The sequence below is a fragment of the Streptomyces sp. WG5 genome, from assembly GCF_049974565.1.
GTDB lineage: Bacteria > Actinomycetota > Actinomycetes > Streptomycetales > Streptomycetaceae > Streptomyces.
On the sequence record NZ_JBNGGC010000068.1, the window covers coordinates 1 to 12,462 of the forward strand.

Annotated in this window: 10 protein-coding genes; 8 read left to right on the forward strand and 2 right to left on the reverse strand. The window is 74.0% G+C overall.

Translation table 11 applies throughout. The features are described from left to right. The 5 genes from sucB to ACP4IX_RS35575 all read left to right on the forward strand — a co-directional run. A partial coding sequence (gene sucB / locus ACP4IX_RS35555) for a 2-oxoglutarate dehydrogenase, E2 component, dihydrolipoamide succinyltransferase (RefSeq protein ID WP_426558715.1) occupies positions 1-1,081 on the forward strand: 1,081 nt, incomplete at its 5' end. A gap of 264 nt (positions 1,082-1,345) precedes the next feature. Beyond that, the gene (locus tag ACP4IX_RS35560) at positions 1,346-1,969 is read left to right on the forward strand and encodes a GntR family transcriptional regulator (protein ID WP_426526830.1); all 624 of its coding nucleotides are present in this window, start codon (positions 1,346-1,348) and stop codon (positions 1,967-1,969) included. Between the two features lie 367 nt (positions 1,970-2,336). Beyond that, entirely contained in the window at positions 2,337-5,039 is a 2,703-nt protein-coding gene (gene aceE / locus ACP4IX_RS35565) for a pyruvate dehydrogenase (acetyl-transferring), homodimeric type (RefSeq protein ID WP_426526832.1), read from the forward strand. Positions 5,040-5,101: 62 nt separating this feature from the next. After that, positions 5,102-6,133, forward strand: a complete 1,032-nt coding sequence (locus ACP4IX_RS35570; RefSeq protein WP_426558717.1) for a helix-turn-helix transcriptional regulator — start codon at positions 5,102-5,104, stop codon at positions 6,131-6,133. Between the two features lie 56 nt (positions 6,134-6,189). Continuing rightward, positions 6,190-6,711, forward strand: a complete 522-nt coding sequence (locus ACP4IX_RS35575; protein ID WP_426526846.1) for a DUF4240 domain-containing protein — start codon at positions 6,190-6,192, stop codon at positions 6,709-6,711. 124 nt (positions 6,712-6,835) lie between these two features. On the opposite strand, the gene ACP4IX_RS35580 is transcribed toward ACP4IX_RS35575, so the two are convergent. After that, entirely contained in the window at positions 6,836-7,717 is an 882-nt protein-coding gene (locus ACP4IX_RS35580) for a peptidoglycan recognition protein family protein (RefSeq protein WP_426526836.1), read from the reverse strand. A gap of 123 nt (positions 7,718-7,840) precedes the next feature. Here ACP4IX_RS35580 and ACP4IX_RS35585 point away from each other — a divergent pair, with 123 nt between their 5' ends. Further along, positions 7,841-9,025: a MarP family serine protease gene (locus tag ACP4IX_RS35585; RefSeq protein ID WP_426526838.1), complete on the forward strand. Its 1,185-nt coding sequence runs from the start codon at positions 7,841-7,843 to the stop codon at positions 9,023-9,025. A 3-nt stretch (positions 9,026-9,028) separates the two neighbouring features. On the opposite strand, the gene ACP4IX_RS35590 is transcribed toward ACP4IX_RS35585, so the two are convergent. Then, positions 9,029-9,523: an N-acetyltransferase family protein gene (locus tag ACP4IX_RS35590; protein WP_426526840.1), complete on the reverse strand. Its 495-nt coding sequence runs from the start codon at positions 9,521-9,523 to the stop codon at positions 9,029-9,031. A 72-nt stretch (positions 9,524-9,595) separates the two neighbouring features. Between ACP4IX_RS35590 and ACP4IX_RS35595 the strand changes: the two genes are divergently transcribed. Beyond that, positions 9,596-10,612 (forward strand): TIGR01777 family oxidoreductase, encoded by a 1,017-nt coding sequence (locus tag ACP4IX_RS35595; protein WP_426526842.1) that lies wholly within the window; start codon positions 9,596-9,598, stop codon positions 10,610-10,612. Positions 10,613-10,916: 304 nt separating this feature from the next. Beyond that, positions 10,917-12,329, forward strand: a complete 1,413-nt coding sequence (locus tag ACP4IX_RS35600) for an NAD(P)/FAD-dependent oxidoreductase (RefSeq protein ID WP_426526844.1) — start codon at positions 10,917-10,919, stop codon at positions 12,327-12,329. Positions 12,330-12,462: the final 133 nt, after the last annotated feature.

Here is a 12,462-nt window from a genome sequence, read left to right on the forward strand (position 1 = left end):
TCCGGCCGCTCCGGCCCCGCAGGCGCCCTCGGCTCCGGCCCCGCAGCAGGCCGCTCCGGCGCCCGCGCCGGCCCCGGCCGCCGCTCCGGCCACCCCGGCCGCTCCGGCCACCCCGGCCGCCGCCCAGCCGGTGGACGACGGCGCCTACGTCACCCCGCTGGTGCGCAAGCTCGCCGCCGAGAACGGCGTCGACCTGTCCACCGTCAAGGGCACCGGCGTCGGCGGCCGTATCCGCAAGCAGGACGTCACCGCCGCCGCCGAGGCCGCCAAGGCCGCCGCGCCGGCTCCGGCCGCCGCTGCCGCCGCCGTGACTGCCGGGGGCCCTGCCGCGAAGAAGGCCCCCGTCCTGGAGGTCTCCCCGCTGCGCGGCCAGACCGTCAAGATGCCGCGCATCCGCAAGGTCATCGGCGACAACATGGTCAAGGCGCTGCACGAGCAGGCGCAGCTGTCGTCGGTCGTCGAGGTCGACGTCACCCGTCTGATGAAGCTGCGCGCCCGCGCCAAGGACGCGTTCGCGGCGCGCGAGGGCGTCAAGCTCTCGCCGATGCCGTTCTTCGTCAAGGCCGCGGCCCAGGCGCTGAAGGCGCACGCGCCGATCAACGCCAAGATCAACGAGGCCGAGGGGACCATCACCTACTTCGACACCGAGAACATCGGTATCGCGGTGGACTCCGAGAAGGGCCTGATGACCCCGGTCATCAAGAACGCCGGTGACCTCAACCTGGCCGGCATCGCCAAGGCGACCGCCGACCTGGCGGGCAAGGTCCGGGCCAGCAAGATCAGCCCGGACGAGCTGGCCGGCGCCACCTTCACCATCAGCAACACCGGTTCGCGCGGCGCGCTGTTCGACACGATCATCGTGCCGCCGGGCCAGGTCGCCATCCTCGGCATCGGTGCCACGGTCAAGCGTCCGGCCGTCATCGAGACGGAGGAGGGCACGGTCATCGGCGTCCGCGACATGACGTACCTGACCCTGTCCTACGACCACCGCCTGGTGGACGGCGCCGACGCCGCCCGTTACCTGACGGCGGTCAAGGCGATCCTGGAGGCGGGCGAGTTCGAGGTCGAGCTCGGCCTCTGATCCCCCTGCCAGTGGGCCTGTACGGTGCCCCCGCCCGGAGTTCTCCGGGCGGGGGCACCGTCGTGTCCGGCCGGTATGCGCCGTGTAAGTCTCGTCTCACCTGCGTAAAAGCGCCCCCGTGCGCCCTTCCCGCCCGCCGCGACGGCCGTATTGTTGCTCAACGTCGAACGCCCCGGGGGGCCCGCCCGCCGCCCGACCACCGCCCCCTCAACGAGGCCCTTCGGGCCGCTGTATAAAATCCATGCCCCTCCCGAAGGAGCTCCCATGACCGCGCCCGTCGTCCACTCGCTGCGCGAACAGATCCGCGAGCACATCCTGGAAGGGATCATCAGCGGACGCTGGCAGCCGGGCGAGCGGATCGTGGAGCGGCGGATCGCCACCGAGCTGGAGGTCAGCCAGACCCCGGTGCGGGAGGCGCTGCGCGAGCTGGAGTCGCTGCGGCTGATCGAGTCGGCCCCGAACAAGGGCGTACGGGTGCGGAACCTGACCGCCGCCGACCTGGAGGAGAGCTACCCGGTCCGGGCCGGGCTGGAGGCGATCGCCGCGGAACTGGCGGCGGACCGCCTCGCCGAGGACTGCTCGGCCCTCGAACCGCACGTCGCCGCGCTGTACGAGGCCGACCGGGTGTCCGACGGGACGGCCCAGGTGCGGCACACGGTGGGCTTCCACCGGGAACTGGTGCGGGCGGCCGGCAACTCGGTGCTGCTGCACACGTGGGAGGGCCTGGGCATCGAGGTGTTCACGGCGCTGTCGATACGGTGGCTGGGCACGGTGCAGCAGTCGTACGCGGAGGAGCACGAGGAGCTGGTCGCGGCGTTCCGGCGCCGGGACCCGCGGATCCCGGAGATCGTCAAGGCCCACGTCCTGGGCTGTGCCCCGCGCGCGTAGTCCGTCGTCCCCGCGGCCGCTCCCCGCCCCGGGAGAACGGCGCAGCCGTTCGGCGGCGCGGGGAACTGCGCGGCCGGCCACGGCGGACCGCACCCGCCACGTCCCCGGACCACCCGAGCTCTACCGCGCTCACCTGCACAAACCGCCAACTTCAAGGTCACCCCGTGCCACTGTCGGAGGCACCCCGTGCCGACTTTCTCGGTATCGAGAGGTTTTGGCCCTCAACCCTTTGATCGATCATCGATCACAGAGTTACAGTCACCGTCGGGCTTCCACCGAAGCCCACCGCCCTGTCCTGCCAAAGACCTAGGGCACCCCCGAACCCTTGCCGATGAGGGAACCCCCTTCGACTGAGGAAGGCGGCGACATGACCGACCCCAAAGCCATCCAGCCGAGCGAGCTCGACCAGCTCCCGGACCGCGACCCCGAGGAGACCGCCGAGTGGCGGGCCTCCCTGGACGCCGTCACCAAGGCGGCCGGGCCGCACCGTGCCGCGTACCTGATGCGCCGCACCCTGGAGCGCGCCGAGGGCGCCGGCATCGCGCTGCCGAAGCTCCTCGAGACGGACTACGTCAACTCCATCCCGACCGCCGACGAGCCCGTCGTGGACGGCGACGAGGCGATGGAGCAGCGGATCACCGCCTGGAACCGCTGGAACGCGGCGGCGATGGTCACCCGCGGCAGCAAGTACGGCGTCGGCGGCCACATCGCCACCTTCGCCTCCGCCGCCTGGCTGTACGAGACCGGCTTCAACCACTTCTTCAAGGGCAAGGAGGCTGACGGCTCCGGCGACCAGCTCTACGTCCAGGGCCACGCCTCCCCCGGCATCTACGCCCGCGCCTTCCTCGACGGCCGCCTGAACGAGGAGCAGCTCGACAACTTCCGCCGCGAGGCCGGCGGCAACGGCCTGCCGTCGTACCCGCACCCGCGCCGTCTGCCCTGGCTGTGGGAGTTCCCCACGGTGTCGATGGGCCTCGGCCCGATCTCCGCGATCTACCAGGCGCGGTTCAACCGCTACCTGACCAGCCGCGGCATCAAGGACCTGAGCAACTCCCACGTGTGGGCGTTCCTCGGCGACGGCGAGATGGACGAGCCGGAGTCCACCACCGCGCTCACCCTCGCCTCCCGCGAGGGCCTGGACAACCTGACCTTCGTCATCAACTGCAACCTGCAGCGCCTCGACGGTCCGGTCCGCGCCAACTTCAAGATCGTGCAGGAGCTGGAGGCCCAGTTCCGCGGCGCCGGCTGGAACGTGGTCAAGTCGCTGTGGGGCACGGCCTGGGACGAGCTGTTCCAGCTCGACACCACGGGCGCGCTCGTCCGCCGCCTGCGCGAGGTACCGGACGCGCAGGTGCAGACGTACCAGACGCGCGACGCCGCCTACATCCGCGAGGACTTCTTCGGCAAGGACCCGCAGCTCGCCGAGATGGCGAAGCTGCTGTCCGACGACAAGATCCTCGAGTGCTTCCACTACTCGCGCGGCGGCCACGAGTCCCGCAAGGTCTACGCCGCGTACAAGGCCGCGCTCGCCCACAAGGGCGCGCCGACCGTGATCCTGGCCCAGACGGTCAAGGGCCACACCCTCGGCCGCGGCTTCGCGTCCAAGAACGCCAACCACCAGATGAAGAAGCTCTCGGTGGACGAGTTCAAGGACATGCGCGACCTGCTCGGCCTGCCGATCGCGGACAGCGCCTTCGTCGACGGCGTGGTCCCCTACGGCCACCCGGGCGCCGACTCCCCCGAGGTCCGCTACCTCCAGGAGCGCCGCGCCGCCCTCGGCGGTCCGGCCCCGGCCCGCCGCGTGCACCCGCTCGCGCCGCTGCCCGCGCCCGCCGAGAAGGCGTTCGCGTCCTTCGACAAGGGCTCCGGCTCGCAGAGCGTGGCCACCACCATGGCCTTCGTCCGCCTGATCAAGGACCTGGTCCGCGACAAGGAGACCGGCAAGCGCTGGGTGCCGATCGTCCCCGACGAGGCGCGCACCTTCGGCATGGAGTCGCTGTTCCCGTCGCTGGGCATCTACTCGCCCAAGGGCCAGACGTACGAGCCGGTCGACCGCGACCAGCTGATGTACTACAAGGAGGCCAAGAACGGCCAGATCCTCAACGAGGGGATCACCGAGGCCGGTTCGATGGCCGACTTCATCGCCGCTTCCACGTCGTACGCGACGCACGGCGAGGCGATGATCCCGTTCTACATCTTCTACTCGATGTTCGGCTGGCAGCGCACGGCCGACCAGATGTGGCAGCTCGGCGACCAGCTCGGCCGCGGCTTCCTGGTCGGTGCCACGGCGGGCCGCACCACGCTGACCGGTGAGGGCCTCCAGCACGCGGACGGCCACTCCCCCGCCATCGCGGCGACCAACCCGGCCGCCCTGACGTACGACCCCGCCTTCGCCTACGAGGTCGCGGCGATCGTCAAGGACGGTCTGCGCCGGATGTACGGCGAGGCGGCCCCGGGCGAGGACCCGAACGTCTTCTACTACCTGACGGTCTACAACGAGCCGATGCCGCAGCCGGCCAAGCCGGCCGTCCCCGGCGTCGACGAGGGCATCGTCAAGGGCCTGTACCGCTTCAACACGGCGGAGTCGGCCGGCCTGGCCCCGGCCGCGAACGCCCCCCGCATCCAGCTGCTGGGCTCCGGCACGGCGATCCACTGGGCACTGAAGGCGCAGCGGCTGCTCGCCGAGGAGTGGGGCGTGTCCGCCGACGTGTGGTCGGCGACCTCCTGGACGGAGCTGCGCCGGGACGCGCTGGACGCCGACGCGGCACTGCTGCGCGGCGAGGAGCGGACGCCGTACGTCCGCCGGGCGCTCCAGGGCGCCGAGGGCCCGGTGCTCGCGGTCTCCGACTACATGCGCCAGGTCCCGGACCAGATCGCGCAGTGGGTCGAGCAGGACTGGTCCTCGCTGGGCGCCGACGGCTTCGGCCTGTCGGACACCCGTGAGGCCGCGCGCCGCCACTTCGGTGTCGACGCCGAGTCCATCGTCGTCGCCGCCCTGGCCCAGCTCGCGAAGCGCGGCGAGGTCAAGGCGACGTCCGTGAAGGAGGCGCGCGAGCGCTACGGCCTGTAAAGCTCAGGCATGTCTGACAGGAGGCCCCCGCCGCGGCGGGGGCCTCCTGCATGATGTGGGGCATGCGCGCTGCCCGCCTCATCAAGATGGTGCTGCTCCTCCAGTCCCGCCCGGCCATGACCGCCGCCGAGCTGGCCCGGGAACTGGAGGTGTCGGAGCGGACCGTGACGCGCGACGCGCAGGCGCTGTCGGAGGCGGGCGTACCGGTGTACGCGGAGCGGGGGCGGGCCGGTGGCTACCGGCTGATCGGCGGTTACCGCACGCGGCTGACCGGACTGGCACGGGGCGAGGCCGAGGCGCTGTTCCTGTCCGGGGTGCCGGGGGCGCTGCGCGAGATGGGCCTGGAGGACGCGGCGTCGGCGGCCCGCCTGAAGGTGTCGGCGGCCCTGCTGCCGTCCCTGCGGGACGCCTCCCGCACGGCGGCGCAGCGGTTCCACCTGGACGCGCCGAACTGGTTCCGGGACCCCGGGACGCCCGAGCTGCTGCCGGCGGTGGCGGACGCGGTGTGGGACGACCGGCGGATCACCGCGCGCTACCGGCGCGGCGAGGACGAGGTCGTGCGGGAGCTGGAGCCGTACGGGCTCGTGCTGAAGGCGGGGGTCTGGTACCTGTGCGCGAAGGCTGCGCGGGCGGCGGAGGAGGGCCCCTTCCGCGTGTACCGCATCGACCGGCTCGCGGCGGTGGAGGCGGGCGAGGAGCGCTTCGAGCGGGACGGCGATTTCGACCTGCCGGCGTTCTGGACGGAGCGGGCCGAGCAGTTCGCGCGGTCGATCCTGCGGGTGGAGGTCGTGGTGCGGCTGTCGCCGGAGGGTGCGCGCAGGCTGAAGCACGTCGTCGACGCGCTGTCCGCCCGGGAAGCGCTGCAGTCCGCTGAGGCGCCGGACGCGGACGGCTGGGTGACGGTGACGCTGCCCGTGGAGTCCGAGGAGATCGCGCACACCCAGTTGCGGGGGCTCGGGGCGGAGGTGGAGGTACTGGCGCCCGAGGCGCTGCGGGCGCGGTTCGCGCGGGAAGCGCGGCGGCTGGCCGGAATGTACGGCGACGGAGCGAACGGCGGAGGGGTGCGCGGCGACGGCGGCCCGGCCGGGACATGACGATCCGCCGCACTCCGCGTGCGTGGCACCCGTCCAGGACCGATGCTGGACCCGTGATGGACGAGACGGAGTTCTGGGAGCTGATCGACGCCACCCGGCAGGGCGCCGACGGCGATCCCGAGGACCAGGCCGAACTGCTCGTGGAGCGGCTCCTCGGGCTGGACCCGGACCTGGTGCTCGACTTCGCCCGCCATTTCGAGGCGCGTTACAACCGCGCCTGCACCTGGGACCTGTGGGGCGCCGCGTGGGTGCTGCTCGGCGGGGCGAGCGACGACGCCTTCGACTACTTCCGGTGCTGGCTGATCGGCCAGGGCCGCGAGGTGTACGAGGGCGGGGTGCACGATCCCGACTCGCTCGCCGAGCTGCTGGACGACTTCGACGAGGAGCTGGACGGCGACGGCGAGGAGCTGGGCTACGCGGCCGACGAGGCCTACGAACAGCTCACCGGCACCGTCGCCCCCGACCTGGGCATCGCGCCCGCGCCCGCGGAACCGCTGGGTACTCCGGTCGACCTGGAGAACGACCGGGCCCTCGCCGCCCGCTTCCCGCGCCTGTGGGAGCGGTTCGGGCGGGACTGATCCCGCGCCCCCGTCCCGGCCTCGGGGGTACGGCGGCGGCCGGCGTCGGACGGACGGTACGGCCGGCCGTAGGGGTCGGTCGGGGTGTCCGCGGCCCGCGCGACCGCGGTGCCCGTCCTCGGGGTCAGCCGGACCGGCCCTGGAGCCGGGCCGCCACGTCCCTGATGTGCGGGAGGCGGGCGGCGAGGGCCGCGCCCGGGCAGCTGGTCTGGTAGCCCTCGTCGTGGCCCGCGACGGCGGGCAGGGTGGCGGTGGAACCGGCGGCATACCGGCTGAGTCCGTTGCTGGAGACCAGGCTGGCCTTCCCGCGCGGATCGGTGTCGCTGCGGCCGAGTTTCCAGGCGGCCAGCGCGGCGATCGCGTCGGTCAGCGCGTCGGGCACGGGCACGCCGGCGGTGAAGGTGCCGAGGGCGGCGATCCCGGTGGTGCGGTGGTTGAAGCCCTGGGTGTGGGCGCCGGTGACGGGGCGGTCGATGCCGCCGGCGCGGCCCTCGTAGATGGTGCCGCAGCGGTCGACGACGAAGTTGTAGCCGATGTCGTCCCAGTCCCGGGCACCGGTCTGCCCCGTGTAGACGCCGCGGAGGATGGCCGGCACGTCGGCGCAGTCGTACCCGTTCGGCGTGTCCGTGTGATGGATGAAGACGGCGAGGACCTTGTCGTCGTAGCGCGGGGGCGGCTGTGCCCGGGCCGCGTCGCCGAGCCACTGCGACCGGGGCACGACGGGCGGCCGGGGCGCGGCGTACCGGTCCGCGGCGGCCTGCCCGTCGTGCGTCGTGGCCGCCCGTTCCACACCGCTCGCGCACAGCGCCAGCGCGGCGGCGGCTGCCAGTCCCGGCAGACAGCCGAGCAGCGTCCGTACCGCGCCCGGCATGCGGGCGGCGACGCCCGGTACGGGGACCACACGCCGCTCCCGGTTCCCGTCCGGTCCTCGGAAGACACGCATGGGCCCACTGTCCGGCTGTTCCGGTCCGCCCGCGATGTGTGCCGTGCCACCTGGCGGAACCATCGTCCCGGTCCACGACGTTTTCCGGTTGACCCGAGGCCGTGACCCGAGGCCGGCCGCCCGGCCCGACCGGCACGGACTCCGGGGGACCGGGGCCGCAGGGGGCCCGGTGGAAAGGCGGTGCGCGTGGACGTGCTCGACATCCTGCTGGTGCTGGTGGTGCTGGCCTACGCGGCCTCCGGCTACCGGCGCGGTCTGGTGGCCGGCTGTGTCTCGCTGGCCGGCTTCGTGGGCGGCGCGGCGCTCGGCGTGTGGATCCTGCCGTGGGTGATGGACCTGGTGGCGCCGGGCTCGACGGCGGCGACGGTGACCGCCGTGACCACGGTGCTGGTGCCCGCGGTGGTGGGCCACGAGCTGGCGGGGCGGCCTGCGCTGCGGCTGCGCCGGGAGCTGGACGCCGGGCCGCTCAGGACGGCCGACGGGGTCGGCGGGGCGGCGGCCAACGCGGCGGCGGCGCTGATCGTGGCGTGGGTGGCGGCGAGCGTACTGGCGGCGTCCTCCTCCTCGCTGCTCACCTCGGCGATCCGGGACTCGGCACTGCTGGGCGCGGTGCAGCGGGCGATGCCGGACACCACTCCGGCGTGGTTCTCCGGGGCGACGTCCGCACTGGCCGAGGCGGGGTTCCCGCAGGTCTTCAACCCGTTCGAGAACGAGTCGACCGCGAAGGTCGCCGAGCCCTCCGGGGACAGTGTCACGGCGGAGGCCACCGAGGCGGCGAAGCTCAGCACGGTGAAGGTCGAGGGCGTCACCGGCTCCCAGGGCCGGGAGGGCAGCGGCTTCGTGTACGCGCCGGAGCGCGTGATGACCAACGCCCACGTGGTGGCCGGCATCGACGACCCGACCGTGCGGGTCGGCGGGGTGGGGCCGTCGTACGAGGCGCGGGTGGTGCTGTTCGACCCGGGCAAGGACGTGGCCGTGCTGTACGTCCCGGACCTGACCGCGCCCGTCCTGCGGTTCGACGACGACGCGGAGCGCGGTGATCCCGCGGTGGTCGCGGGCTATCCGCAGCACGGCGACCTGGACCTGCGGGCGGCGACCGTGGCGAACCGGGTCCGGGCGACCGGCCAGAACATCTACAGCGACGCGAACGTCACCCGGGAGATCTACTCGATACGCTCCACGGTCCGCCCCGGCAACTCGGGCGGACCGCTGCTGACCACCGACGGCCGGGTGTACGGCGTGGTCTTCGCCCGCTCCACCTCCGACGCCGGGACCGGTTACGTGCTGACGGCGGACGAGGTGGCCGCCGACGCGCGGCGCGCGGCCGACGCGACCCGGGCGGTGGACACGGGCGAGCCGGTCACGTCGTGAGCGTCAGGGGCCGGTCAGCGACTGGCCCATGAGCACGTCGTCGACGTACTCGCCGTCGAGGTGGAACTCCTCCGGCTGCAGGCCCTCGACGACGAAGCCCTCGGACTCGTAGAGCTTGCGTGCCGCGGTGTTGTGACCGAGGACGCGCAGGGTGATGCGACGGAAGCCCTTGTGGCGGGCGTCGTCCACGGCGGCCCGGACGAGGGCGCGGCCGACGCCGTTGCCGCGGGCCGCGTCGCGGACGGCGAGACCGCGGATCTGGCGTACGTGGATGTTGGCGGCCAGTGGCGTGGGGAAGCCGAGGCGGACGTAGCCGACGACGGCGCCGTCGAGTTCGGCGACCAGGTGGTCGGCGGGGCCGCACGTCTCTTGGAAGAAGGGGTCGTCCGGCTCCGGTCGGGGCGAGACGGCGTGCAGGTAGGACCAGGTCTCGTGGTCGATCCGGCGCAGCGGCTGCTCGTCGTCGGACCTGGCCTGGCGTATGTGCGGAACTGGCATGGCGATCACTGTACGGCGCGGGTGCGGGCACCGGTCCGGGATTTTTCCGGGGCCACCCGGCAGGATGGGCGCATGGACGACGGGCGCATGGACGACGGGCCTGAGGACGACGGGCGCGACGGCGGCGGGCGGCGCGGGCGCGGGAGCGGCGAGCGCGAGGGCGGCCGGCCCGAGGACGACGGGCCCGAGGCCAGGGACCGTTCCCGCGTCGCGGTGGCCGGCGCCTCCGGTGTCATCGGCAGCGCGCTGGTGCGGTCCCTGACCGCCGACGGGCACGAGGTGGTGCGCCTGGTACGCCACGCGCCGCGGGGTGCGGACGAGGTCCGGTGGGACCCGGAGGGCGGACGCGTGGACGCGGCCGGGCTCGCCGGGTGCGACGCCGTCGTCAACCTGGCCGGGGCCGGGGTCGGCGACCGCCGCTGGAGCGACGCGTACAAGAGGCGCATCCGCGGCAGCCGGGTACACGGCACGACGGCGCTCGCGGAGGCCGTCGCCTCACTGGAGAGGCCTCCGCGGGTCTTCGTGAACGGCAGCGCGATCGGCTTCTACGGGCAGACCGGCGACCGGGCCGTCGACGAGAGCGCACCCGCGGGAGAGGGCTTCCTGCCGTCCCTGTGCCTGGAGTGGGAGGCCGCCGCGGCCCCCGCCCGGGAGGCGGGCGTGCGGACGGTGTTCGTGCGCACCGGGCTGGTCGTCTCCCGCCGGGGCGGGGCCTGGGGGCGGCTCTTCCCGCTCTTCCGGGCGGGACTCGGCGGACGGCTGGGCGACGGGTCCCAGTACTGGTCCTTCGTGGCGCTGCACGACGAGGTGGCGGCGATCCGGCACCTGCTGGACCGAGGGGACCTGTCCGGCCCGTTCAACCTGACCGCCCCGCATCCGGTGACGAACCGTGAGGTCACCGCGGCCATGGGGCGCGTGCTGCACCGCCCGACGCCGTTCGCGGTGCCCGCCCCGGTCCTGCGCGCCGCGCTCGGCGAGCTGGCCGGTGACGTCCTGGGCAGCGCCCGGGTCCTCCCGGCGCGCCTGCTGGACTCGGGCTTCCGCTTCGCGTTCCCGGAGATCGACGGGGCGATCCGGGCGGCGCTGTGAGGTGGGGGACGGGGCGGCCGGGCCGGAGGGGACGGCCCGCCCCGCCCCGCCAGCCCCCGGCCTCGCCCGCCGCCACCCTCGCCGCACGCGCCCGTTCCTCGTCACCTTCGGCCAGTTCCTGATCGTATGAAGGTCACATAGCGCCCGTATGACACCCGCATGCGACCGTTGTGCGACCGTGCCCTGCCTCCATGCGACTCCCCCTGACCTTTTCCGGACCTAACCTCGACTCGAACTCGGGTATTCCTCAAGGCGGTTGGGGGCATGACGTCTCCAGCGGCCGCGCAACCTCGAGGAGGGGCACGTGCTTGAGCCCGCGTACCAGGCGGACGTCGTCGTCGTGGGGGCCGGGATCGCCGGACTCTCCGCGGCGCATCGGCTGACCAGCGCAGGAGTGACGACCACGGTCCTGGAGGTGGCCCGTACGGTGGGCGGCCGTATGGCGACCGAGAAGATCGACGGCTTCCGGCTCGACAGGATCGGACAGCTGCTGCCCACGGCACTTCCCGAACCGCACCGCGGCCCCGGGCCGGCCGGCCCCGCGCTGCTGCCCTTCGCCCCCGGCGTCCTGCTGCACAGCGAGGGCCGCCACCACCTCGCGGGCGCCCCGGCGGGTGCCCGGGGCGCGAGGAGCGCAAGGGGCGCACTCCATGCGGTACGCGCCCTTGCGAGCGCCCCCCGGTCAGCACCCGCGCCCCGGCGCCCTGCTCACGCCCCCCACGCGTCCGGCTGGCCCGCGCCCGCGCCCCGTACTCGCGTCGGCGCCCCGCTCGGCACCGCGGTCGACCAAGCGCGGCTCGGCGCCGCGCTGACCCGGCTCGCGAACACTCCGGTCGAGCGGCTGCTGGCCCGCCCGGAGCTGCCCGCCGCCCAGGCACTGGCGGTCCGCGGGCTGCCGGCCCGCACGATCGACGGCTTCCTGCGCCCGCTGCTCGCCGCCCTGCTGTGCGACCCGGACCTCACCACCTCCAGCCGGTGCGCCGACCTCGCGCTGCGCGCGTTCGCCGGCGGACGGCTCGGACTGCCCGAGGGCGGCGCCGAGGTGCTGCCGGAGCTGCTGGCGCGGACGCTGCCGCCGGGCACCGTGCACACCGGTGTCCGGGTCACCTCGGTCGCCACCAACGCCGTGACCACGGCGGAGCACGGCGTCATCCGCTGCCGGGCCGTCCTGGTGGCGACCGACGCCCGCGCCGCGGCCGAGCTGCTGCCGGGCCTCAGGGTGCCGGACTTCCACCCGGTGACGGTGGTGCACCACACGACGGACGAGCCCCCGACGACCGGTGCCGCCCTGCTGCTGGACGCGGACCGAGGGGGCCCGGTCGCCCACACGGCGGTGGTCAGCGAGGTGGACCCGTCCCGTGCGCCGGCCGGTCGCACCCTCGTCTCGTCGACGGTCCTCGGCCCTCCCCCGCCCGACGTCGACACCGCCGTACGCATCCACCTCTCCCGCCTCTACGGCACCCCGACCGCCCGCTGGGAGACCCTCGCCGTGCACCACACGCCCGAGGCGGTGCCCACGATGCGCCCACCGCACGACCCGCGCAGGCCGGTCCGGCTGCTGGCCGGCCTGTACGTGTGCGGCGACCACCGCGACACCAGCACCGTCCACGGCGCGCTGCACTCCGGCCACCGGGCCTCGGCGGCGATCCTGACGGACCTGGGCTCGGGACGGCCGATGCACGCGGCGGAAACGGTGGCCTCGGCACAGGCGGCCTGAGGCCGGACCGACGGTTCGCGCCGCGGACCCGGGCGGCCGGCACGCCCCTGCGCGGCGCTGCCGCCGATCCCGCCGGCCCGCGGGTGGGGGCCGGCCGCCGGACCGCCCGCACGGGTGAGCCGGCAGGCCGCCC